Origin of the sequence: Rathayibacter sp. AY1H2 (assembly GCF_002931985.1) — a bacterium.
In the GTDB taxonomy this organism is placed as follows: Bacteria; Actinomycetota; Actinomycetes; order Actinomycetales; family Microbacteriaceae; genus Rathayibacter.
In genome coordinates, this window is sequence record NZ_PSUV01000017.1 from 1 (window position 1) to 21,469 (window position 21,469).

Here is a 21,469-nt window from a genome sequence, read left to right on the forward strand (position 1 = left end):
CCTCGGCTCCCGCCCCGGTGCACCCCGCCCCGGAGGGATCGTTCTCGTCCCGCCGCGACCGCCGCGAAGCGGAGGGGCACCGGCTCCGCACCGCGCCCGCCCGCCGCGGAGCCTCCTTCTTCCGCCCGTCCCCGCGCACGCTGGCGCTCGCCGTCTCCGGCGGGCTCGTCGTCGTGGCCGTCGCGTCGAGCCTGAGCCTCACCGTCGGCACCGGCTCCTCGGCCGAGTCGGCCACCGCGACGCCGTCCGCTGCTCCGACCTCGACCAGCGTCGCCGTGCTCCCCGCGACCACCGCCTCCGCCCGGGTCGTCCTCAGCTCCGTCTCCACCACCTCCGGCACCGTCGCCGGCGGCACGAGCGTGACGCTCGAGGGATCGAACCTGGACTCGGTCGCCACCGTGCGCTTCGGCGAGGCCGAGGGCAGCGTCGCGGTCGACAACCCCGACCAGATCACGCTCACCGCCCCTCCGGCCGACGGAGAGGCAGCGGGCGAGGTCCCGGTCGCCTTCTTCGACGCCGACGGTCAGGCCATCACGTTCGACGCGGTCACCGACTCCGCCGCGGCGGTCACCGTCGACGGGACCCCGGCCGACACGGTGCAGCCGGCCGTCGACACGTCGGGCTCCGCGGAGGGCATGACGGCCGAGGCCTCGACCGACCTCGCCGCCCCGACCGCGGCCGCCACTCCCAGCTTCGCCGCGACCGGCGTGCTCGCCAGCACGAAGGTCGTCGCCTCGGCGATCACCTTCGCCTACACGCCCGACCCGGCGATCGAGGCCGCGAAGGCCCAGGCCGCGCTGGACGCGAGCCGCCTGGCCTCGCAGCTCGACTACCTCTCCACCTACTGGGACGACTACAACTCGGCCCAGTACGGCGTGATCTCGGGCAACGACTGCGTCAACTTCACCTCGCAGTCGCTGATCGCCCGCGGCTGGGAGATGGACGGCGAATGGAGCTACTCCTCCTCCGGCGGGTACAGCTCCGCCTGGGCGTCGTCGACAGCGTTCAACGCCTACCTCGCCGCGCACCCCGAGCGCGCGACCGCGATCCCCGACTCCGAGCGGAGCCGGGTGAAGCCGGGCGACATCGTCCAGTTCGACTGGGACGGCTCGGGCGACTGGGACCACACGGGCGTCGTGACCAGCGTCGACGGCGACAGGATCCTCTACTCCTCGCACACCGCCGACAACCACGACCAGAGCATCGACGCGGCCTCCGCCGGCCGGATCATGTTCTGGGGCGTCTGACGCTCGACGCACCCGCTCCACGCACGACGACGGGGCCGCCACCGCTGATGCGGTGACGGCCCCGTCGAGGTTCCGGTCAGATCACTTCTTGAAGACGTCCTTGACGTCCTCGCCGACCTTCTTGGTGTGGGCCTTGGTCTGGTCGGCCTGGCCCTCGGCCTCGAGGCGCTCGTTGTCCGTCAGCTTGCCGACGGCCTCCTTGGCCTTGCCGACCAGGTTCTCGGCTGCGTTGCGGATCTTGTCGTCTGCACCCATGAGGGGCTCCTTCTGTTCGGTGTGACCATCCGCCGGCGGGTGCCGGGGAAGCTGCGGGACCGGAGTCAGGCGACCCGGTCCTCCTTGGAGAAGCCGGCCCGGGCGCTCGAGGCGACCTCGAGCAGGACCGGCAGGCGGGCGCCCAGCAGGGCGTCGAGCGCGTCGACCTCCTGGTGCACGGCGTCGACCACGGTGCGGGGCGAGACGCCGCCGCGGGGGAGGACGCGCACCTTCAGCGCGGTCTCGGAGCCGTGGCGGTAGGCCGCGACCGTGACGTCGAGGAGCTCCGTCCGCCCGGCGAGAGCCGTCTCGAGGACGTCCTCCGCGAAGCCGGTCGCGATCTCGATCCCTCCGGCGGGCGCGCCCTCGGCCTCGTCGCGGAGGACGGTGCCGGTGCGGCCGTGACCGTGGGCGAAGGCCATCACCAGCGCGAGGACGATGCCGAGGAGGCAGATCCCGACGACGGCGTAGAGCGGCCAGAGGACGGCGGCATCGCTCCAGGCGGTGCCCTCCTCGGGGGAGAGGCGCGAGACCAGGGCCGCGCCCTCGCCGTCGGCGAAGGAGAGGACGGAGTCGCGGACCGGCTGCGAGACGGCGATCAGGACGGCTCCGGCGCTGACCAGCGCGAGCACGAGGCCCATGACGAGCAGGACGAGCCGGTTGACGAAGCGGTTGCTCGTGGTCATCAGATCCTCCCGGAGGTCGAGACGCGGACGGTGGAGCGCGGGGCGGGCTTCGCGCCGATGCGGGCGAGCTCCTCGTCGACGGCGCTCTGCACGGCGTCGCGGTCGACCGCGATGCCGGAGGCGGGGGTCACCTCGACCAGTGCGGTGCGCCGCCCGAGCGAGGCGCGGGTGTCCTCGCGGCGGGAGTGGGCGGCCGTGCGGGCTGCGCGGGCCAGGGAGGAGGCGATCACGCCGTCGTCCACGACCACGGCGAGGCGGTCGTCGTCCACGGTGTGGCGGGCCCGGGCCCCGGGCGCCAGTGCGAGCACCAGCAGGACCAGGGCGAGGACGCCCGCGCCGACGGCCACGCCGATGAGGGCGGGGTTCGCCAGCGACGCGACTCCGACGATCGCGCCCAGCAGGGCGGACGGTGCGGCGAGCAGGGGCGCGGCGCCGAGGATCGCGAGCACCGCCTCCGTGCCGACGTAGGCCGCGACCAGGGCGATGAGCACCAGGACGACGATCTGCGCGGCGGAGCGGGACTTGTGGGTCTCGCGACGGAGGTAGCGGCTGTAGCGGGTGTCGGGCGCCGACGGTGCGGGGCTCATGCGACTCTCCTCGTGCTTCGGGTGCGGGTGCCCGTGACCCGGATGTCGATCCGGCTGACGGTGCGCCCGGTCAGCGCCTCCATGCGGGAGGCGATGCGGGTGCGATCGCCGTGCAGGCGCTCGAGCAGGGAGCCGCCGGCCGGGGCGGTGCCCGGCTCGACGACGACCGGCGCGGTCACCGCGAGGGCGAGGCCGCCCCGGTCATCGGAGAGGCGGACGCGGATCGCGGAGACCTCCACGCCCAGCTCCTCGTGGACGATCGCCACGGCGGCGCGCTCGATGGAGCGGACGGTGATGGTGACGGTGCCCGCCACCCGCGATGCGGGACGCGTGTCGAGAGCGGTCACGGTGGGCTCCTAGCGGGAGGTGGTGCGGCCGCGGAACACGTCCACGAGGCTGCGCACGTCGAGGGTGCCGTCGGCGATGCGGGCGATCACGACGCCGAGGGCCATGAAGAGGGCGGTGAGGACGAAGCCCCAGAATCCGAACATCAGGGCCGCGAAGGCGAGGATCGCGCCGACCACGACACCGAGGACGGTGCTGCGGCCGCCGGGGGCGGTGGGCGCGGGGCGCTGGAAGTCGCTCATCGGACGCGGCTCTCGGTGGCCTCGTCGTCCTTGTCGTCGCCGGGGATGTGCACGTCGACGACGGCGACGTTGATCTCGGAGACGGCCATGCCGACGAGCTCGGTGATGGCCTCGGAGACGGCGGCGCGGACGGAGTCGGCGACCTTCTGCATCGGCACGGGGTACTCGACGACGATGGTCACGTCGGCCGCGACCTGGGTCTCGCCGACCTCGACGCTCACGCCCTGGGCGTGGTCGGCACCGCCGACGGCCTGGCGGATCGCGCCGAAGGCACGGGCGGCGTTGTTGCCGAGGGCGAAGACGCCGGGCACCTGGCGGGCCGCGATGCCGGCGACCTTGGCCACGACGCTGTCGTCGATGACCGTGGTGCCCTGGGCGGTGCCGGAGGTCCGGGAGCCGCCGAGGCTCGTGACCGTGTCGACGGAGGTCTTGTCGACGCGGGTGGTGGAGGGGGTGCGCGTGGTGTCGCTCATGAGGTCTCCTGGACGTCTCATCGGCTGCCGTTGCTGAGCAGACCGGGGTCGAAGGCCCGGCGGGAATCCGGTCGGGCTGTGCTTTCATGAGTGAGACGGAGCCCGGACGGCGTTCGTCACGGTGCTCGGTGGACTTTTTCCTGAGCGTCACCTGAGAGGCGGCCCGAGGTCGCGTGAGCGGAGAGGGAGGAGGCGCCGTGGCCGGACTGGAAGCGGCGAGCGACGCGCTGCTCGCCGAGCGCTCCGCCGAGGGCGACGTGCGCGCCTTCGAGGTGCTCGTCAAGCGGCACCAGTCGATCCTCCGCGCCTACGCCTGGCGGCTCACCGGCTCGCAGGCCGACGCCTCCGACGCCGTGCAGAACGCGCTGATCACGGTCTGGGCGCAGCTCCCGCAGCTCAAGGAGCCGGCGAGCGTGCGCAGCTGGATGATGCGGATCGTCAGCCGCTCCAGCGTCGACCTGCTGCGCCAGCGCCGCCCGACCGACGACGTCGACGCCGTGGAGCATCCCCCGGCCCGAGAGCCCGGCCCGTTCGAGGCCGCCGAGCAGAGCGACGCCATGCGGGCTCTCGCGCACGCCCTGTCCGAGCTGCCGGAGTCGCAGCGGCAGTGCTGGGTGCTGCGCGAGGTCGGTGGGGAGTCGTACAACGAGATCGCCGATCACCTCGGTCTCACGGTGACCGCCGTGCGGGGCAAGCTCGCCCGCGCGCGCGAGTCGCTGGTCGTGGCGATGGAGGACTGGCGATGAGGGAGCAGACGCGATGAACGCGGACCAGGGTCCCGGCGACCGGCCGGAGCGCGCGGGGGAGCACGACGTCGTGCTGCCGCCCGCGCTCGAGCAGGAGGCGGACGCGACGGAGCAGGAGGGCGACGGCATCGGCATCGACGAGCTGAGCGACTACCTCGACCGCGGGCGCACTCCGTACGATCCCGCCATCGAGGAGTCGCCGGAGCACCGGCGCACTCTGCGCGCCCTCGAGCGCGTGCGCGCCCTCTCCGGCGCGCTCATCGACGACGACGCCGCACGCCTGCCCGCGCCGGAGGAGAGCTGGTTCGGCTCGATCCTCACCCAGGTGCGCCGCGAGTCGCGGGCCGGACGCGACATCCCACTGGCGAGCGTCCAGCCCGACGTGGCGCTCACGATCACCGAGGGAGCGGTCCGCGGACTCGTGCGCGAGGCGGGCGACAGCGTCGCCGGCGTGCTGGTCGGCCGCTGCCGCCTGGTCGGCGACATCGCCGAGCCGGGCGCGGAGGTCGTGGTGGAGCTGACGATCTCGGTCTTCTGGGGGGTGCCGATCGCCGAGGCGGCCCAGCAGGTGCGCGAGCGCGTGCACTCGCGGCTGCTGACCCAGACCGAGCTGCGGGTGTCGAGGATCGACGTCCGCGTGGAGGACGTCTACGTCCCCGGGACGGAGGAGTCGTGAGCGGCCTCGAGGCGGCGGCCCCGGTCGATCCGGTGTCCGCGCTCGCTGCGGAGCTGCGCGCCCTGGACGGTGTCGCGACCCTGATGCCGGCCAGGCCCGAGGTGCGCGACGTGCTCGCGCGTGCGGCGACGGCGCTGAGCGCGACCGGGATCGTGGTCGAGCCGCTGGGCACCGCGAGCGGCGGCACGTTCGCCGATCCGGTCCTGGTCCGCGTCGCGGGGGACGAGGTGTTCGTGGCCGTCGACCTCTGCGTGACCGCTGAGGCGTCCGCGCCGGACGTGGCGCGCGCGATCGGAGCCGCGGTGCGCGAGTGGTGCGTCCGGGTGCATCCGGAGCTGCGGCCGCGGGTGACCGTCCGGGTCGCCGCGATCGACTAGCCGGATCGGGGAGCGGGCGCGGCTGTCCGCAGGGCGGGACGCCTCGCCGTGAGGAGCGGAGCCGGGCCGGGCGGTCCCGTGCTTCTTCGGAGTGCACCGTGCCGACCGGAGCGACGGTGCTGCGGGCCGCCCGAGGTCGGTGTCCGCGCCGTCTCCCCCTGAGGAGCTTCCCGCTCAGGCGAGCCTCCCCGAAGAGCTTCCCGCTCAGGCGCGCTCGGCGAGGAACGCGTCCGTCTCGGCCGCCGTCGGCGCGGACACCGCCGCTCCGGCGCGGGTGACCGAGATCGCCGCGGCCGCGCTCGCCCAGCGGGTGAGGGCGACCAGCTGCTCCGGATCGTCGAGCCGTGCTCCCGTGGCGGCGAGCCGGGCCGAGAAGGCGCCGCAGAAGGTGTCGCCGGCGCCGGTGGTGTCCACGGCCTCCACCCGGAAGGCCGGGGTGCGCACCGGCTCGCGGTCGCGGACCGCCACGACGACGCCGTCGGAGCCGAGGGTGACCAGCACGAGCGGCACCAGCGCGGTGAGGGCAGCGGCGAGCGCGTCGTCGTCGGCGGCGGTGATGCCGCGATCGGCGGCGAGCTCGCGGGCCTCGTGCTCGTTGACGATCAGCACGTCGAGCACCGCGAGGAGCTCCTCCGGCAGCAGGCCGATCGGGGCGGCGTTCAGGATCGACACCGTGCCGCCGGCGCGCGCGGCGCGGGCCGCCTCCGTCACCGTCGCTGTCGGGATCTCGAGCTGGAGGAGCAGGGCGTCGGCCGCCGCCACAAGGGCCGACTCCTCGGCGGTCAACCCGACCAGGGCGGCGTTCGCTCCGGAGTCGACGACGATCGCGTTCTCCCCGCGCTCGTCAACGGTGATCTGCGCGGTGCCGGTGCGGACGTCGCCGCGGCGGGCGCGCAGCTCCAGCGGCTCCTCGCCGAGGACCGCGGCAAGCCGGTCTCCCGCCGAGTCGCGTCCGAGGCTCGTGACGAAGACGGTGCCGGGCCCGGTCCGTGCGGCCGCGACGGCCTGGTTGAGGCCCTTGCCGCCCGGGAAGGTGCTCGCGTCGAGGGCGAGCACCGTCTGTCCGGGAGCGGGGATGCGGGCGACCCGGTGGACGTGGTCGAGGTTGGCGCTTCCGAGCACGAGGAGGGGCATGCCCTCGACGTTAGAGCACGCGCAAGGGGGTCCGCCGCGGGCTCGGCCGCACCTACGGTGGAGGCATGGAAACTCGAATCCTCGGACGCACCGGCGCCCCCGTCTCCGTCGTCGGCCTCGGAACCTGGCAGCTCGGTGCCGACTGGGGGGACGTCGCCGAGACCGACGCCCTCGCCGTGCTCGACGCAGCGGTGGAGTCGGGGGTGACCCTCTTCGACACCGCCGACGTCTACGGCGACGGCCGCAGCGAGCGGACGATCGGCGCCTACCGCGCGGCGCACCCCGATGCGCAGGTCTTCGTCGCCACCAAGATGGGCCGTCGCGCGGAGCAGATCCCCGCCAACTACGTGCTCGACAACTTCCGCGCCTGGACCGACCGCTCGCGCGCCAACCTCGGCGTCGACACCCTCGATCTGGTGCAGCTGCACTGCCCGCCCACCTCCGTCTACTCCGACGACGCCGTCTACGACGCCCTCGACACCCTCGTCGCCGAGGGCGCGATCGCCGCCTACGGCGTCTCGGTCGAGCGCACGGAGGAGGCGCTGACCGCCATCGCCCGCCCGAACGTCGCGAGCGTCCAGATCATCCTGAACGCGTTCCGCCTCAAGCCGCTCGACGAGGTGCTGCCCGCCGCCCGCGAGGCCGGCGTCGGCATCCTCGCGCGCGTCCCGCTCGCCTCGGGCCTGCTCAGCGGCCGCTACACGACGGAGACCGTGTTCGCGCCGGAGGACCACCGCAGCTACAACCGCGACGGCTCCGCCTTCGACGTCGGCGAGACCTTCTCGGGCGTCGACTTCGCGACCGGCGTGGAGGCCGCGCAGGAGTTCTCCCGCCTCGCCGACGACCACGGCCTCGCCCCCGCGGCGGCCGCGCTCGCCTGGATCATCCAGCAGGAGGGCGTCACCTCGGTGATCCCCGGCGCCCGCTCGCCCGAGCAGGCCCGCGCCAACGCGGCCGCCGCCTCCGCCGCGCCCCTCGGCCCCGCCTTCATGGAGGCCGTGAACGCCCTCTACGACACCCACTTCCGCCCCACCGTCCACCCGCGCTGGTAGCCGGCCCTTTCCTCACCGCCGCTCAGTCTCCCGAGAAGGCTCGTTCTCCACTCCGAGAACGAGCCTTCTCGGGCGACTGAGCGCAGCGCCTAGGAGTTCAGCGCCGCGTCCACGATCGTGCGCGCCTCGGCCTGGACCTCGTGCAGGTGGTCGAGGCCGCGGAAGCTCTCGGCGTAGATCTTGTAGACGTCCTCGGTGCCGGAGGGGCGCGCGGCGAACCAGGCGTCCTCGGTGACGACCTTGACGCCTCCGACGGCCGCGCCGTTGCCGGGCGCCTTCGAGAGCTTCGCGGTGATCTCGGACCCGGCGAGGGTCGTCGCCGCGATCGCGTCGCCGTCCAGCTTGCCGAGGGCCGCCTTCTGCGCCTTCGTCGCCACCGCGTCCACGCGCTCGTAGACCGGGTCGCCGAAGCGCTCGGTCAGCTCGCGGTAGAGCGCCGACGGGCTCTTCCCGGTGACCGCCACGATCTCGGAGGCGAGCAGCGCGAGGAGGATGCCGTCCTTGTCGGTGGTCCAGACGGTGCCGTCGAAGCGGAGGAACGAGGCGCCCGCGGACTCCTCGCCGCCGAAGCCGACCGAGCCGTCGACCAGCCCGGGGACGAACCACTTGAAGCCCACCGGGACCTCCCAGAGGCGCCGGCCCAGCGACTCCGCGACCCGGTCGATGATCGAGGAGGAGACCAGCGTCTTGCCGATCGCCGCGTCCTCGCGCCAGCCGGTGCGGTGGCGGTAGAGGTAGTCGATCGCGACGGCCAGGTAGTGGTTGGGGTTCATCAGCCCGCCGTCGGGGGTGACGATGCCGTGCCGGTCCGCGTCGGCGTCGTTGCCGGTGAGGATGTCGAAGTCGCCGGCGCGCGCGACCACCGAGGCCATCGCGCTGGGGGAGGACGGGTCCATCCGGATCTTGCCGTCCCAGTCGAGGGTCATGAAGCCCCAGGCCGGGTCGACCTCCCCGTTCACCACGGTCAGGTCGAGGCCGTGCATCTCGGCGATCAGCTGCCAGTAGTGCACGGAGGCGCCGCCGAGGGGGTCGGCCCCGATCCGCACGCCGGCCTTCCGGATCGCGTCGAGGTCGATGATGTTCGCCAGGTCCGCGACGTAGTGCGTGCGGTAGTCGTAGGTCTCGACCGCGGAGGGCTCGGCCGAGGTCACGCCGCGGTTGCCGTCGGCGATGAGCTCATTGGCCCGGTCGGCGATCCAGGTCGTCGCGTCGGAGTCGGCGGGGCCGCCGTGCGGCGGGTTGTACTTGAAGCCGCCGTCGCGGGGCGGGTTGTGCGAGGGGGTGACCACGATGCCGTCGGCCCGGTCGGTGTGCGCGGGGTCGTTGTTGTAGCGGAGGATCGCGTGGCTGAGCGCCGGCGTCGGCACGAAGTCGTCGAACTCGTCCACGAGCACGCGGACCTCGTTGCCCACCAGGACCTCGAGGGCGGTGGTGAGGGCCGGGCGGGAGAGCCCGTGCGTGTCGGCGCCGATGAACAGCGGGCCGGTGATGCCCTGCTCCGTCCGGTACTCGACGATCGCCTGGGTGACGGCGGCGATGTGGTCCTCGTTGAAGGCCGTGTCGAACGAGGATCCGCGGTGGCCCGAGGTGCCGAACACCACCTTCTGAGCCGGGTCGGAGACGTCCGGCTTCTTCTCGTAGTACGCCCTCACGAGGGCCTCGACGTCGATGAGATCGGAGGCCTGTGCCGGCTTCCCTGCGCGATCGGTCATGCGGTCCATAGTGGCAGTCCGGCCCCCTCCAGGGGTACCGCGGCTGGTTAGGCTTGCGCCATGCCCGACAGCGCCCCCGACACCCGTGCCTACAGCTATCTCGGGCCCAGCGGCACGTTCACGGAGGCGGCCCTCGCGCAGGTCCCGGAGGCGCGCGGACAGCTGTGGCGCAGCGTCGCGAACGTGGGGGAGGCGCTGAGCGATCTGGTCACCGGACGCAGCGACGGCGCGGTGATCGCGATCGAGAACTCGGTCGAGGGCGGAGTGACGGCCGCGCAGGACGCGCTGGCGCGGATCCCGGGGCTGCGCATCGTCGGCGAGTACCTGGTGCCGGTGTCGTTCATCCTGGTCGGCCGCCCGGGGACGAGCCTCGAGGAGGTGCGCACCGTCGCCGCGCACCCCGTGGCCTACGGACAGTGCCGGGTGTGGCTCGACCGCGAGATCCCCAGCCACGAGCACCTGCCGGCCTCCAGCAACGTCCAGGCCACCGTCGACCTGCTGGGCGGATCTCCCGCGGATGCGGCCATCGCCCCTCCCGGGATCGTCGCCCACCACGACGTCGCGGTGCTGGCGGAGCGGATCGGCGACAACCCGAACGCCGTCACGCGCTTCGTGCACGTCTCGCGCTCGCACGCGCTGCCCGAGCCGACCGGCGCCGACAAGACCAGCGTGATCGCCGAGCTCCCGGCCGACCAGCCGGGCGCCCTGCTCGACATGCTCGAGCAGTTCGCGACCCGCGGGGTGAACCTGAGCATGATCCAGTCGCGGCCGATCGGAGATGCCCTCGGCCGGTACCGGTTCGTCATCGACCTCGACGGGCACGTCCAGGACGAGCGGGTCGCCGACGCGCTGATGGGGCTGCGGCGCTTCAGCCCGAAGGTGATCTTCCTCGGCTCGTATCCGCGCGCTGACCGCCGCCCGGTCACCTCCGTGCGACGCTACGACGACGAGGTGTTCCTCGAGGCCCGCGACTGGCTGCGCGGGATCCTCTCCCACGAGCCGGTGGTCGACGATGACCGGGGACGACGATGACGGGTCGCGACGATGACTGACGACGACGACGAACGGGTCGACCCGCGCTACGACCCGGCCTTCCAGCGCGGGTTCTCGGGACCGGTGGAGCGTCTGAGGGGCGACGAGCGGGCGTTCGCCAGGCCCGGCACGGGTGCCGCCCCCGGCGCTCCCGCCGCCACGTCCGGAGCCGCCGCTCGTCCCGCGCTCCCGGAGTCGCGCGTGGTCCGCCCCGGCTCCTCGTCCGTGCCGGGACCGCGCCGCATCATGGCCCTGCCCGACATCGCCGGAGCCGCCGAGGGCCGGCGGTCGCACCGCCTCGGCGCCGAGACCGCGCCCGCACCCCTGCCGGAGCCGGCCGCCGACCCCGCTCCCGCGGCTCCCGCCGAGCCCGTGCGCGAGGCGCCCCTGCTGCGGAACCCGTGGCTCCTCGTGCTCCTGCTCGCCGGCCTCGCGGGGACCCTGATCGGCCTCGCGCTCCTCTACACCGGCTACTCCTCGCCGCCTCCGCCCTACTACGGCGACTCCGACGTGCCCTCGCCCGCGTGGATCCTGCGGCAGCTCCTCTACTACTCCTGCATCCCCCTGCTGGGCTGCCTGCCGGCGTCGCTGCTGCTGGCGGTCGGAGTGGCCGCGCTGCGGTGGCGCGGCGTCGTCGTGCGGCCCCGCGCCGAGGAGCCGCGCGAGTCCGCGCAGCTCCTCGAGGCCGAGGCTCAGACTCCGGACGCGCCGAAGAGCAGGCCGAGGAGGTAGGTCACCAGGGCCGCGCCGTAGCCGATCCCGAGCTGGCGCAGCGCCCGGGCCAGAGGCGGGGCGCCCGAGAGCAGCCCGACGACCGCGCCGGTGGCGAGCAGGGCGATGCCCACGAGCACGCAGGCGACGACCACCGCGGCGAGCCCGGTCAGGCCGAGCAGGTAGGGCAGCACCGGGATGATCGCGCCCGAGGCGAAGAAGCAGAAGCTCGACAGCGCCGCGCCCATGCCCGTGCCGATCGACTCGTGCTCGTCGACGTCGGGGTCTCCTGCGGGACCGCCCAGCGTGATGGGGGAGGTGACGGCGCCGCCGCGCAGGCCCGTGAAGACGGAGGCGGCACGCGCGTCGGCCTGCTCCTGGGTCATCCCGCGAGCGCGGTAGACCAGGGCGAGCTCGTTCGCGTCGACGTCCAGATCGGGGACGATGCGGTTCGCGTCGAGGTCCGGGCTGGAGGCCGAGAGCAGCTCGCGCTGCGAGCGCACCGAGACGAACTCGCCCGCGCCCATCGAGAGGGCGCCGGCGAGCAGGCCCGCGATGCCCGTGAACAGGACGACGCCCGTCCCGACTCCGCTCGCTCCCACTCCGAGCACGAGGGCGAGGTTCGAGACCAGGCCGTCGTTCGCTCCGAAGACCGCCGCGCGGAACGTCCCGGAGAGGCGGTTGCGACCGCGCTCGGCGAGCCCGCGGACGACCTCGCCGTGGATCCGCTCGTCGGCGGCCATCGCCTCGGTGGCGTCGTCGTCGTCGGCGTAGGGGGAGCGGGCCTCGGCGCGCTGGATCAGGGCGAGGACGAACACGGAGCCGAAACGGCGGGTGAGGAAGCCGAGGAAGCGCGTGCGGAGGTCCGGGCGGGGCGCGGGCTCCGCCGCGGAGCCGAGCAGCTCGCGCCAGTGCTCCTCGTGGCGTCCCTCGGCCACGGCGAGCGCGAGCAGGATCTCCCGCTCCTCGCCGGAGCGGCGGCCGGCGAGGTCGCGGTAAACGGAGGCCTCGGCGAGCTCGTCGGCGAGGTAGCGGCGCCAGCGGCGCACCTGTGCGGGACTGGGGGTGGGGGCGGTGGTCGCCATGCGATCTCCTGGCTCAGGTCCGCCGACCCGCGCGAGAGGACCGGTCAGGACGTGCGTCGACTGACCGAAGGTCTCGTTCGCCCCGGCCGGAGCCGGGGTGGAGCGCCGGGCCCGGATCGTCCCGGACCAGCATGTCGACGCGCCTCGTCGTCCGCTCGGCGGACGGTGGGAACTACTCCCCTTCGCGGGGACCACCGTAGCCGAGATCGGAGGAGAACGCCCGGCCGATCCGTGGGCCGCCGGGCGGACGTCCGCCCGGCCCGGGCCGGAGCGTCGTCGAGGACGCTCGCGCCGGGTCAGAGCGAGGCGGTCGCCCGGGCGGCGCGGCGGGCCTGGCGCTCGTGCTCGGCGTCCAGGAGCGTGCGCGTGGCGGGGACCGCCAGGAACTCGACCAGGGTGTCCGTCTCCTCGACGATGCGCTCGGCGCGGTCGAGCGGGTCGGTGCGCAGGAGGCGGCGGGCGGCGGACGCGACGTGCGCCGGCTTCGCCGCCAGGGCGCGCACGCGCTCGTCGACGCGGCCGGCGAGGTCGGCGCGCGGCACGACCTCGGTCACGAGCTGCCACTCCAGCGCTTCGGCCGCGCGGACCGGGCGGCCCGACAGCACGAAGTCCAGGGCGCGGCGGCGGCCGACGACGCGGGGGAGCGCGGCGGTGACTCCGACGTCCGGGACGAGCCCGACGTCGCCGTACGCGCTGAGGAAGAGGGCGGCGGGAGTCGCGATCACGATGTCGGCGGCCAGAGCGAAGGCGATGCCGGCGCCGGCGACCATGCCGTCGATCGCGCAGACGACGACGGCGCGGCTGTCCTCGAGCAGGCGGATCACCTGGGCGGTCGTGGTCGCGACGTCGCGCAGGTAGTGGTCCGGGTCCTCGGACCCCATGATCGCCGAGATGTCGCCGCCCGTGCAGAACGCGCGGCCGGCCGCGGCGATCACGATGACGGAGCAGCCGGCGTCGGCGTCGAGGTCGGCGACGGTGCTCAGCAGCAGTCGCGCGGTGCCGAGATCGATCGCGTTGAGGGCGTCGGGGCGGTTGAGGGTGATCCGGGCGACGGAGCCGTCGCGCTCGAGGACGACGCCGGGGGTCGCGTCGATGAGGGGGGTGGCGTGCATGGAAGAGCCTTCAGGGGAGCAGGGGTGTCGAACGCGGGGGGACGTTCTCGGGGGACGACTCACATTCGCAGCCGTCCGCGCGATCGGATGCCTCCGCGCGGCCGATGCTCAGCCGGCCCCGGGGGTACGCGCGGGCGGCGGCCCGTCCCGGCCCTCCTCTACACTGCTGGGGTGATTGATCCCGTACTTCTGCGCGAGAACCCGGACGTCCTGAAGCGCTCGCAGGAGGCGCGCGGCGACTCCGTCGAGCTGGTCGACGAGGCGCTCGAGGCCGACCGCGTGCGCCGTGCGGCGATCACCGAGGCGGAGCGGCTCCGGGCCGAGCAGAACGCCTTCGGCAAGACCGTCGCCAAGGCTCCGAAGGACGAGAAGGCGGCCCTCGTCGCCGAGGCCCAGCGCCTCGCCGCCGCCGCCAAGCAGGCCCAGCAGGAGGCGTCCGAGGCCGACGACGCCTTCACCGTGCTGGTGAAGCGCATCGCCAACCCGATCATCGAGGGCGTCCCCGCGGGCGGCGAGGAGTCGTTCGAGCTCGTCAGGACGGTCGGCGAGCGCCCCGTCTTCGACTTCGCCCCGCGCGACCACCTCGAGCTCGGCGAGCTGCTGGACGGCATCGACATGCAGCGCGGCGCGAAGGTCAGCGGCGCGCGCTTCTACTTCCTCAAGGGCCTGGTCGCCCGCCTCGAGATCGCGCTGATGAACCTGGGCCTCGAGAAGGCGCTCGCCGCCGGCTTCACCCCGCTGATCACGCCGACCCTCGTGCGCCCCGAGATCATGGACGGCACCGGCTTCCTCGGCGAGCACGACGACGAGGTGTACCGCCTCCGCGACGACGACCTCTACCTCACCGGCACCAGCGAGGTCGCCCTCGCCGGCTACCACGCCGACGAGATCCTCGACCTCTCCGGCGGCGCGAAGCGCTACGCGGGCTGGAGCACCTGCTACCGCCGCGAGGCGGGCTCGGGCGGACGGGACACCCGCGGCATCATCCGCGTGCACCAGTTCAGCAAGCTCGAGATGTTCGTCTACACCCTCCCCGAGGACGCCGAGGCGGAGCACGCGCGCCTCCTCTCGTACCAGGAGGACGTCCTGCAGAGCCTCGGCCTGCACTACCGCGTCATCGACACGGCGGCCGGCGACCTCGGCCAGAGCGCGGCGCGCAAGTTCGACGTGGAGGCGTGGGTCCCCACGCAGGAGACCTACCGCGAGCTGACCTCGACCTCGAACTGCACCACGTTCCAGGCCCGCCGCCTCGACACCCGCTACCGCACCGAGTCGGGGAGGACGGCTCCGGTCGCAACCCTCAACGGCACGCTCGCGACCACCCGCTGGATCGTCGCCCTCCTCGAGACCCACCAGCGGGCGGACGGCTCGGTGCTCGTCCCCGAGGCGCTGCGGCCCCACCTCGGCGGCCTCGAGGTGCTCGAGCCCGTCGCATGAGCGCGGCCCGCGCCTCCGGCCGCCGCCTCGTCGCCCTCGACATCGACGGCACCGTCATGCACGAGGACGGCACCATCACCCGCGCGGTGACGGACGCGATCACCCGCGTGGCCGCCCAGGGCGACGAGGTGATGCTCGCCACCGGGCGCTCGCCCTCCTCCACCCTTCCGGTCGTCGAGCGCCTCGGGATCTCGCCCGAGTACGTGATCTGCTGCAACGGAGCGGTCACGCTCCGCCGCGACGCGTCCGGTGCGTACGTCCCCGAGACGGTCGAGACCTTCGACCCGACGGAGGTCCTGGAGACCATCCGCCGCTCCCTCCCCGACGCGCACTACGCCGTCGAGGACGCGGACGGCGCCTTCTTCTACACCGAGGCGTTCCCGGGCGGTGCCGTGATGGGTGCCGAGACGACCCACGTCCCCTTCGAGGAGCTGCTCGGCCGGCTGTGCACCCGCGTCGTCGTGATCTCGCCCGAGACCGGGATCGAGGAGTTCACCTCGCTGGTCGAGGAGATGGGCCTGCACCAGGTCAGCTACGCGATCGGCTGGACCGCCTGGCTCGACATCGCCCCGCACGGCGTCAACAAGTCCACCGCGCTCGAGGTCGTCCGCGAGGAGCTGGGCATCGAGCGGAGCGACGTGGTCGCGCTGGGCGACGGCCGCAACGACATCGAGATGCTCACCTGGGCCGCCGCCGAGGGCGCAGGGCTCGCGATGGGGCAGGCGCCCGACGAGGTGCGGGCCGTGGCCTCCGCCGTGATCCCCTCGGTCCACCAGGACGGCGTGGCGGTCGCGCTCTCGGCGCTGCGCTGATCACGGTCCCGCGCGCTCGGCGGTTACTATCGGGTGTCGCTCCTGCGGGAGCGGCCGGGAGGGCTGTCCGAGCGGCCGATGGAGCCAGTCTTGAAAACTGGTGGGCGGAAACGTCTCGTGGGTTCGAATCCCACGCCCTCCGCCACTAATTCCTACCTCTGACCACGGTTTTTCTCACTCCTACCTCCGTCCGCTGCTGAGGACGTACGAGGGCTCCGTGCCACACCCGTGCCACATCTTGTGGTGGAGCTTTACTCCCTGCGTCCTCCGACGTATCACCACGTAGGAGGAAGACAGTGAAGAGAGATTTCGGAACGGTGCGACAGCTACCGTCAGGACGCTGGCAGGCCCGGCACCGTGGACTCGACGGCAGGATGCAAACAGCCCCCGGCACGTTCGACACGCGCAAGGGTGCGCAAGGGTACCTGGCGACGGTGCAGGCCGACCAGCAGCGCGGTACGTGGAGGGACCCGAAGACGACCGCCGACAGCTTCGTCTCCTACGCGCGGGCATACATCTCGGCGGGCGCTGCGAGAGGACTCGCACCGCGGACGGTAGACGGGTACGAGACCAGCCTTCGTCTACATCTGGCTGACTTCCACCCGATCCCGGTCGACCGGATCACAGCGGTGATGGTGAGGGAGTGGCACGCGCGGAAGGCGAAGACGACGGGCTCGACCGCCCTTCGGAACGCTTACATCCTTTTGCACGCCGTGCTCGCGCAAGCTGTAGACGACGAGGTCGTCGTGAAGAATCCGGCGCGCGTGAAGGACGCTGGTACGGCCTCGGCGCCGGAGCGGCCGTACCTCTCCTTGCAGGACTACAAACGGATACATGACGCGCTCGTCCCGGACCTACAGCCTGTCGTAGCACTCATCTTCGGTGCCTCTCTGCGCCTAGGAGAGGCGGCGGCTCTCCTCCGCGCGGACCTGGACGCGGCTGCTGGGACAGTCACAATCTCGAAGCAGGAGAGTCGAGGTGACCTATCCGCCCCGACGAAAACACAAACATCTCGATCGATCCATGTCCTGAACCCTGTTCTTGACGAGCTCCGCGCCTACCTCGCTTCTCGACCATCGATGGTGCCGACCGACCCCCTCTTCACGAGAAGTGATGGACGCCGGACAAGTAGAGGGATGATCGACTACGAGTGGCGACGTGCTCGCGCGGCAGTCGGCCTAAAACAGTTTCATCTTCACGATCTTCGGCATGCAAGTTTGACTCTCGCTAGCGAAACGGGTGCCACCCTCCGAGAAGTTCAGGCGCGGGGAGGCCACAAGACGCCGCGGGCTGCACTTATTTACATGCACGCGAGCGAGGAGCGAAACAAGTTGGTTGCTGAGGCAGCATCGGTCGCATTCGCGTCAGTCATCAACGATATTGATACATCATCACAAATTGTGAGGTCACAGACGCCTCTCTAAAAGACTTTCCATGCATACCTAGGGCGATATGCCCTCCTGCCCCCTACTCCTCGCAGAAGGGCGTACAGAGCCTCCTAGAGCGCTTGCCATGTTAATATGGGGGGATGACGAATCAAAAAGCTCGGGTGCTAGCAGAATTCACCCCGACTGCCACCCATCACGCCCTGCTAGAAGATTTCTACCTAGCGATCCGGCGGGACCCCGAATATGTTACGAATATCGCGGCAGCTGCGAGCACACTCGTCGCCCGTCGAAAAGCAGCAGACTCTAACCTTCGAAAGGGACGCAAGAAGCTTTCGGAATGTGAATCCTAGTGTGCTGATATCTGATAGAATAGATGCAGAGGGCGCCGCTGAAATCCAAATCCCAGCGGCGCCCTTCTGATACAATTTTCTTGGTCCTCCGCCAGAGCAAGGCCCTCACTCGACTTCGGTCGGCTGGGGGCCTTTCTTGTTTCTAGAAATAGCAGACCTGGCGCTGTTCACAGAGCTGTAACACACTTTTTGCCATAGTTCACACGGTCAATGCGAGGATCGCATATTGTCGATAGTGCAGAGACAACCAGGAAGGGACATCATGACGAAGCCACGAAAATTTGATCCAGAAGTTCTACTTCACCCAGAACTTTTTGGAAGATCAGCGTCAAAGCAAGCTCTCGCTCTCGGGGTGGACGAGGCAACGATCTACCGTTACAGAGCCCACCTGAGATATCTAGGAATCGAATACAAGTAGTAAGACCAGGGTTGGAGGACCCCCATGAGAACGATACAACTAGTAAGTAGAGACCCATTTGCTACAGCAGTAGGGGTGACATATAACGTAGTTGCTCCCGGAGGGAGTGACTATAGACATACTCTCTTCTCTCCTGAGGGTGTAGAGGACGACGTACTAGATGATCTTTACGAGTATCTATCTCTAGAAGATATCTACTCTCTCCACGCTGAGGTAGTCAGTAAGAAGAAGAAAAGAAGCAGGAAGAAGACTTCTTTTGTACCGGACAGAGAAGACCTTACTCTCCCTTCCTTCACTCGGTTACCCTGGGAGTCGAACTCAGCGGCGAAGACTCGATATGCGCAAAAGATATACAAAAAGCTCATTCAAAGAAGTCTGAGGCTTCTCAACGACTACCCTCTCCCGCTCAAAGCTCTCATCGATGAGCTGTGGGTAATTGTCTGGGACGAGGCCGATCTAGATTATTCGTATGAGCTGATGAACGGTCCCATTGGGATAACAGCATCTTCCATCGAGAACACCATCGTTCAGGCCGCAGAAGCGGCGGTGGAGTTCTGGGACCCGGACTGGATCGACTCCCTACGGGCACGTATGGCCGTGTACGGCGCCAGGAGCCGCAGGACGCCCACGATCACGGAGGAGCAACTTCTAGCTCTTGACGGGCTCACGGTGGCTCAGCAGGCGGACGCGCTGGGATGCCACCCACGGACGGTGCAGCGTGCACGGGCACGGATAAAACAAAAATTAGCTACATCGCAACCGATGGAACCAATGGGTTTCGAGGGTGTCGATAGTATAAGTGACCCTGAAAGAGAGGATGCGCAACATGAGCCAAAAGTGCAGCATCTGCAGCAGCCCGCTCAGGGACGAGATAAATCAACTTTTGCTTACTTCGTCGGTAAGCAATCGTCGTGCGGCGTCGCAGTACCAGCTATCGGAAGCATCTGTACGCCGACACCTTCGAGCTCACCTACAGCCAGCAGCGCGACATACCCAGGAGGACGAAGACATTATTTCCCCCGGTACGTTCGGGGACCGCCTTCTCGATATCGCAAACTCGCTGAGGGACACCAGGGATTTGGCCCTCCGTCAGCGTAACCCGGCTCTGGCAGTCAAGGCCGCTCAGGCCGAAGCCACCGCCCTTAATCATCTTATGAGTCGGGTAGGTCTTCGGGATCAGGAAGCCCTAGAAACACTTAATGATGCAGAGAAGTTGGGGCGTGCGATCCGAAACGTCGCATTGGAAAGTAATCCCGAATTGGCCCGGGCTTTAGGTGTTGCTCTCTCCAATCAGGGAGCTTCAAAAGACTTGATAGAAGCTATGCACGTTATTGAGCAACAGGCTCAGGAAAAAGGAGAACTAGAATGACCACCAATACACTAGCCGGGACACGAGTCCATTTCTACCGCAGCTTTTCGTATCCTGATCCCGCATCGACTCAGGGCAGGCCAATACTCATTGAGCGTGGAGGAGAGCTCATTTTCACCAAGGCAATCCTCGATGAGTTGAGAGACCGAAACGGCCGGCTACCTGAATGGATAGAAAACTTAAAGGAACCCGATGTCAATGCGGAGGTTGAGCCTATCGCTGCACTCGGACCCTGGCCCGAGGACAAAAGTATTTTCCTAAGGGGGGAACTTAGCTGGGCTACGGAGCGACAGAAGCGTCTCAATGAGGCTAATGCTCTGCCTGACCGTGTTGCGCGGCAGAAGGCGATAACCGCGATTAATAAGGAGCTCGGGTTAGCCGTACCGCAAAATCACAATTTATTCTCTTTCTGAGGAGCGCCCGATGACTTCTATAAAACCAGAAATTCGGAATGCACGCTTCATCGATGCGGTCGCCGCCTACCTTCGCGCTGAGGGCTTAGATGTTTCCGCTCGGGAACAGAAGCGATTCAAAAAGGTTTCGGAAGCGCTAGAAGACGACGTAACGCCTGAGCACTCCGACCTTACGGGTTTAAAGCACTTTGCAGTTGTAGCCAATGCCATGCGTAAGTTCATGCCAGGCCACTGGGTCCCGCTCGCCTCAGGTGCAGCACGCCTAGACGGTAAACCGTGGGGCATCTACGTCGTCCAGGCCCCAGAGGCCCCTCTAAGCGGCAGCCACGTAGTAATGTCTTTGGCGACCTTTGCAGAGGTAGCAACCCGTTTAGAGGCGATGGAACGATGAGGGTCAGCTACCCCGGTGGTCAACGGGAGTGGGACGTGCCGGACGGCTCCCGCGTCGCCCATGATCCCGAGAGGGCTCGTCTCTGGGTTCTAGAACCGGATGACTCCGTGCGGAGCTTCGCGCAGCGGGTCGAGTTCGTCGTCCAGGATGACCAGGCTGCGAAGATAAGAGATAAGTTCTTCCCTGAGTTCGTGGCGGCCTTGTCCTCGCCTGTACCGGCTGAGCCCGTAGAGGCACCAGAACCGTGGGTGATCCTGCCGAAGGAGAAGTATTACCGAAAGCACCATTCGAGAGTCGGCTTCTTCGGGAAGTACGAACGGTCAATACCGGTCGGAAGTCGGTTCAAGGTAACCCCGCGCGGGGTGATTGTGGTCACGCCTCTCGGTCGAGTCAAGTTGTACACGCCGTTAGGTCTGGCTCGCCTCACCGCGGCAGAGGAAGCACTTCTAGCGGCCTCTGTCCCCCGAAACCGGCGTTCGTTGTGATCCCGGTGCCGCCGTCCGTCCTGCGCTCCGATCTGATCGGGCTTACTTCCTCTTCTGGCGCAGGGCGGTCGGGGGCTCCGGAGTCCCAGGGTGCCCGCTGGGTGATTGGTTTCCCACCTAGCGGGCACCCCCCTGTTGACGTACGAAAACGTTCCTGGGGCTTAACACCGCTGTGGGTGTCAGAACCAGACCAAAACCTGTTTCAAAACTCGTGTCCGCCCACTCCTTGTTTCGTTACGTGAGTTCCGTTACAGTAAAGCTATGACGAACACGACCGGCCGCCTGATCGGCTACGCGCGCATCTCGACTACCGCACAAGACGAGACGTTGCAGCTTGACGCTCTACTCGCAGCAGGTGTGCAGAAGCGAGACATTTTCATTGACCGTGGAGTGTCAGGCTCGAAGGTGTCCCGTCCCGAGTTGGACAAGATGTTGAACACCCTTGTGGAGCAGGACACGGTCGTCGTGTTCAAGCTCGACCGGCTCGGCCGAAACACCGGACACGTCATCTCCCTCGTCAACAAGCTCCGGAAGGACGGCATCCACGTCCGTTCCATTGCTGACGGACTGGACTCCTCCACGACGATGGGGGAAGCGATGATGGGAATGCTCGCGATCTTCGCTCAGGTAGAGAGAGACTTCCTCATCGAGCGGACGAACGCCGGGTTGGCTGTGGCGAAGGAGTCGGGTCGGGTCGGCGGCCGTCCCTCCAAGCTCGACGCGAAGAAAATCGCCAGCGCACGCAGACTGATCGACGCCGGAGAAACCATTTCCCACGTTGCTACGACCTTGGGAGTGAGCAGGCCGACGCTCTACAGGGCGCTCAATAGGTAGGCGCCGCTCCGGGCGTGTCAGTTAGAACCAGCCCTCCCGTGTGACAAACTCTTTACAAACAAAGGGATGCACGGCCGTTTCTGACCCTCCGGCGCGCAGG

The 21,469-nt window shown here is 69.3% G+C and carries 26 protein-coding genes and 1 tRNA gene; 17 read left to right on the plus strand and 10 right to left on the minus strand.

From position 1 onward, the window contains the following. Positions 1–1,247: amidase domain-containing protein (locus tag C5C29_RS12415; RefSeq protein WP_104308432.1), on the plus strand; the 1,247-nt coding region annotated here is incomplete at its 5' end. Positions 1,248–1,328: 81 nt separating this feature from the next. Here the strand turns inward: C5C29_RS12415 and C5C29_RS12420 are convergent. From C5C29_RS12420 to C5C29_RS12445, 6 genes are all read right to left on the minus strand, one after another. Then, positions 1,329–1,502, minus strand: a complete 174-nt coding sequence (locus C5C29_RS12420; protein ID WP_104226788.1) for a CsbD family protein — start codon at positions 1,500–1,502, stop codon at positions 1,329–1,331. Positions 1,503–1,567: 65 nt separating this feature from the next. Continuing rightward, on the minus strand, positions 1,568–2,188 hold the full coding sequence (locus C5C29_RS12425; protein WP_104273255.1) for a hypothetical protein: 621 nt from the start codon (positions 2,186–2,188) through the stop codon (positions 1,568–1,570). Beyond that, complete coding sequence (locus C5C29_RS12430) at positions 2,188–2,775, minus strand: DUF6286 domain-containing protein (RefSeq protein ID WP_104226787.1); 588 nt, start codon at positions 2,773–2,775, stop codon at positions 2,188–2,190. The genes C5C29_RS12425 and C5C29_RS12430 overlap by 1 nt, the downstream gene beginning before the upstream one ends. Continuing rightward, entirely contained in the window at positions 2,772–3,122 is a 351-nt protein-coding gene (locus C5C29_RS12435) for a hypothetical protein (protein ID WP_104308433.1), read from the minus strand. The genes C5C29_RS12430 and C5C29_RS12435 overlap by 4 nt, the downstream gene beginning before the upstream one ends. Before the next feature lie 9 nt (positions 3,123–3,131). After that, the gene (locus C5C29_RS12440; protein WP_104224954.1) at positions 3,132–3,362 is read right to left on the minus strand and encodes a DUF2273 domain-containing protein; all 231 of its coding nucleotides are present in this window, start codon (positions 3,360–3,362) and stop codon (positions 3,132–3,134) included. Beyond that, positions 3,359–3,835: an Asp23/Gls24 family envelope stress response protein gene (locus C5C29_RS12445; RefSeq protein ID WP_104226785.1), complete on the minus strand. Its 477-nt coding sequence runs from the start codon at positions 3,833–3,835 to the stop codon at positions 3,359–3,361. The genes C5C29_RS12440 and C5C29_RS12445 overlap by 4 nt, the downstream gene beginning before the upstream one ends. A 197-nt stretch (positions 3,836–4,032) precedes the next feature. On the opposite strand from C5C29_RS12445, the gene C5C29_RS12450 reads away from it, so the two are divergent. From C5C29_RS12450 to C5C29_RS12460, 3 genes are read left to right on the plus strand one after another with little or no spacing between them, the layout of a single operon-like run. After that, positions 4,033–4,581, plus strand: a complete 549-nt coding sequence (locus tag C5C29_RS12450; RefSeq protein WP_104269400.1) for an RNA polymerase sigma factor — start codon at positions 4,033–4,035, stop codon at positions 4,579–4,581. A 13-nt stretch (positions 4,582–4,594) separates the two neighbouring features. Then, complete coding sequence (locus C5C29_RS12455; protein WP_104308434.1) at positions 4,595–5,257, plus strand: Asp23/Gls24 family envelope stress response protein; 663 nt, start codon at positions 4,595–4,597, stop codon at positions 5,255–5,257. Further along, the gene (locus C5C29_RS12460) at positions 5,254–5,634 is read left to right on the plus strand and encodes a hypothetical protein (RefSeq protein WP_104308435.1); all 381 of its coding nucleotides are present in this window, start codon (positions 5,254–5,256) and stop codon (positions 5,632–5,634) included. The genes C5C29_RS12455 and C5C29_RS12460 overlap by 4 nt, the downstream gene beginning before the upstream one ends. A 204-nt stretch (positions 5,635–5,838) precedes the next feature. Here C5C29_RS12460 and C5C29_RS12465 read toward each other — a convergent pair whose 3' ends face one another. Beyond that, entirely contained in the window at positions 5,839–6,768 is a 930-nt protein-coding gene (locus C5C29_RS12465) for a ribokinase (protein WP_104308436.1), read from the minus strand. A gap of 65 nt (positions 6,769–6,833) precedes the next feature. Between C5C29_RS12465 and C5C29_RS12470 the strand changes: the two genes are divergently transcribed. After that, positions 6,834–7,820: an aldo/keto reductase gene (locus tag C5C29_RS12470; protein ID WP_104226781.1), complete on the plus strand. Its 987-nt coding sequence runs from the start codon at positions 6,834–6,836 to the stop codon at positions 7,818–7,820. Positions 7,821–7,909: 89 nt separating this feature from the next. On the opposite strand, the gene pgm is transcribed toward C5C29_RS12470, so the two are convergent. Further along, positions 7,910–9,532, minus strand: coding sequence for a phosphoglucomutase (alpha-D-glucose-1,6-bisphosphate-dependent) (gene pgm / locus C5C29_RS12475; protein WP_104224971.1), 1,623 nt, complete (start codon positions 9,530–9,532; stop codon positions 7,910–7,912). Between the two features lie 60 nt (positions 9,533–9,592). On the opposite strand from pgm, the gene pheA reads away from it, so the two are divergent. Continuing rightward, positions 9,593–10,564, plus strand: coding sequence for a prephenate dehydratase (gene pheA, locus C5C29_RS12480; protein ID WP_104308437.1), 972 nt, complete (start codon positions 9,593–9,595; stop codon positions 10,562–10,564). A 12-nt stretch (positions 10,565–10,576) separates the two neighbouring features. Beyond that, positions 10,577–11,296, plus strand: coding sequence for a hypothetical protein (locus C5C29_RS12485; protein WP_104308438.1), 720 nt, complete (start codon positions 10,577–10,579; stop codon positions 11,294–11,296). On the opposite strand, the gene C5C29_RS12490 is transcribed toward C5C29_RS12485, so the two are convergent. Beyond that, positions 11,257–12,360, minus strand: coding sequence for a VIT1/CCC1 family protein (locus tag C5C29_RS12490; RefSeq protein ID WP_104224963.1), 1,104 nt, complete (start codon positions 12,358–12,360; stop codon positions 11,257–11,259). The two genes, C5C29_RS12485 and C5C29_RS12490, sit on opposite strands and share 40 nt — an antisense overlap. Positions 12,361–12,656: 296 nt before the next feature. Beyond that, entirely contained in the window at positions 12,657–13,472 is an 816-nt protein-coding gene (locus tag C5C29_RS12495) for an enoyl-CoA hydratase/isomerase family protein (RefSeq protein WP_104224964.1), read from the minus strand. Between the two features lie 171 nt (positions 13,473–13,643). Between C5C29_RS12495 and serS the strand changes: the two genes are divergently transcribed. From serS to C5C29_RS12520, 10 genes are all read left to right on the plus strand, one after another. Next, positions 13,644–14,909 (plus strand): serine--tRNA ligase, encoded by a 1,266-nt coding sequence (serS, locus tag C5C29_RS12500; protein ID WP_104233941.1) that lies wholly within the window; start codon positions 13,644–13,646, stop codon positions 14,907–14,909. Next, positions 14,906–15,721 carry an HAD family hydrolase gene (locus C5C29_RS12505; RefSeq protein WP_104247582.1) on the plus strand — a complete coding sequence of 272 codons (816 nt, stop codon included), beginning with the start codon at positions 14,906–14,908 and terminating at the stop codon, positions 15,719–15,721. Before serS ends, C5C29_RS12505 begins: the two co-directional genes overlap by 4 nt. 57 nt (positions 15,722–15,778) lie before the next feature. Beyond that, positions 15,779–15,866, plus strand: a tRNA-Ser gene (locus C5C29_RS12510). 151 nt (positions 15,867–16,017) lie between these two features. Beyond that, complete coding sequence (xerC, locus tag C5C29_RS12515; protein ID WP_146083488.1) at positions 16,018–17,145, plus strand: tyrosine recombinase XerC; 1,128 nt, start codon at positions 16,018–16,020, stop codon at positions 17,143–17,145. A 756-nt stretch (positions 17,146–17,901) separates the two neighbouring features. After that, complete coding sequence (locus tag C5C29_RS16840) at positions 17,902–18,975, plus strand: helix-turn-helix domain-containing protein (protein WP_146083489.1); 1,074 nt, start codon at positions 17,902–17,904, stop codon at positions 18,973–18,975. Then, the gene (locus C5C29_RS16845) at positions 18,956–19,246 is read left to right on the plus strand and encodes a hypothetical protein (RefSeq protein WP_146083490.1); all 291 of its coding nucleotides are present in this window, start codon (positions 18,956–18,958) and stop codon (positions 19,244–19,246) included. The genes C5C29_RS16840 and C5C29_RS16845 overlap by 20 nt, the downstream gene beginning before the upstream one ends. Beyond that, on the plus strand, positions 19,243–19,659 hold the full coding sequence (locus tag C5C29_RS16850; protein WP_146083491.1) for a hypothetical protein: 417 nt from the start codon (positions 19,243–19,245) through the stop codon (positions 19,657–19,659). Before C5C29_RS16845 ends, C5C29_RS16850 begins: the two co-directional genes overlap by 4 nt. 10 nt (positions 19,660–19,669) lie before the next feature. Beyond that, complete coding sequence (locus tag C5C29_RS16855; protein ID WP_146083492.1) at positions 19,670–20,050, plus strand: hypothetical protein; 381 nt, start codon at positions 19,670–19,672, stop codon at positions 20,048–20,050. Beyond that, a complete protein-coding gene (locus tag C5C29_RS16860; protein ID WP_146083493.1) occupies positions 20,047–20,535 on the plus strand; it encodes a hypothetical protein in 489 nt (162 codons plus the stop codon). The genes C5C29_RS16855 and C5C29_RS16860 overlap by 4 nt, the downstream gene beginning before the upstream one ends. Positions 20,536–20,796: 261 nt before the next feature. Beyond that, complete coding sequence (locus C5C29_RS12520) at positions 20,797–21,369, plus strand: recombinase family protein (RefSeq protein WP_104308440.1); 573 nt, start codon at positions 20,797–20,799, stop codon at positions 21,367–21,369. The last annotated feature ends 100 nt before the right edge of the window (positions 21,370–21,469 follow it).

Bases quoted from the DNA above. Each gene is read 5' to 3' on its own strand.
- C5C29_RS12505 (WP_104247582.1), top strand. From the start codon at position 14,906: ATGAGCGCGGCCCGCGCCTCCGGCCGCCGCCTCGTCGCCCTCGACATC.
- C5C29_RS12455 (WP_104308434.1), top strand. From the start codon at position 4,595: ATGAACGCGGACCAGGGTCCCGGCGACCGGCCGGAGCGCGCGGGGGAG.
- C5C29_RS16855 (WP_146083492.1), top strand. From the start codon at position 19,670: ATGACTTCTATAAAACCAGAAATTCGGAATGCACGCTTCATCGATGCG.
- C5C29_RS12485 (WP_104308438.1), top strand. From the start codon at position 10,577: ATGACTGACGACGACGACGAACGGGTCGACCCGCGCTACGACCCGGCC.
- pgm (WP_104224971.1), bottom strand. From the start codon at position 9,532: ATGACCGATCGCGCAGGGAAGCCGGCACAGGCCTCCGATCTCATCGAC.
- C5C29_RS12420 (WP_104226788.1), bottom strand. From the start codon at position 1,502: ATGGGTGCAGACGACAAGATCCGCAACGCAGCCGAGAACCTGGTCGGC.
- C5C29_RS12520 (WP_104308440.1), top strand. From the start codon at position 20,797: ATGACGAACACGACCGGCCGCCTGATCGGCTACGCGCGCATCTCGACT.
- C5C29_RS16860 (WP_146083493.1), top strand. From the start codon at position 20,047: ATGAGGGTCAGCTACCCCGGTGGTCAACGGGAGTGGGACGTGCCGGAC.
- C5C29_RS12440 (WP_104224954.1), bottom strand. From the start codon at position 3,362: ATGAGCGACTTCCAGCGCCCCGCGCCCACCGCCCCCGGCGGCCGCAGC.
- C5C29_RS12470 (WP_104226781.1), top strand. From the start codon at position 6,834: ATGGAAACTCGAATCCTCGGACGCACCGGCGCCCCCGTCTCCGTCGTC.
- pheA (WP_104308437.1), top strand. From the start codon at position 9,593: ATGCCCGACAGCGCCCCCGACACCCGTGCCTACAGCTATCTCGGGCCC.
- C5C29_RS12490 (WP_104224963.1), bottom strand. From the start codon at position 12,360: ATGGCGACCACCGCCCCCACCCCCAGTCCCGCACAGGTGCGCCGCTGG.
- C5C29_RS12495 (WP_104224964.1), bottom strand. From the start codon at position 13,472: ATGCACGCCACCCCCCTCATCGACGCGACCCCCGGCGTCGTCCTCGAG.
- C5C29_RS12445 (WP_104226785.1), bottom strand. From the start codon at position 3,835: ATGAGCGACACCACGCGCACCCCCTCCACCACCCGCGTCGACAAGACC.
- C5C29_RS16850 (WP_146083491.1), top strand. From the start codon at position 19,243: ATGACCACCAATACACTAGCCGGGACACGAGTCCATTTCTACCGCAGC.
- C5C29_RS12430 (WP_104226787.1), bottom strand. From the start codon at position 2,775: ATGAGCCCCGCACCGTCGGCGCCCGACACCCGCTACAGCCGCTACCTC.
- C5C29_RS12425 (WP_104273255.1), bottom strand. From the start codon at position 2,188: ATGACCACGAGCAACCGCTTCGTCAACCGGCTCGTCCTGCTCGTCATG.
- C5C29_RS12465 (WP_104308436.1), bottom strand. From the start codon at position 6,768: ATGCCCCTCCTCGTGCTCGGAAGCGCCAACCTCGACCACGTCCACCGG.
- C5C29_RS16840 (WP_146083489.1), top strand. From the start codon at position 17,902: ATGAGAACGATACAACTAGTAAGTAGAGACCCATTTGCTACAGCAGTA.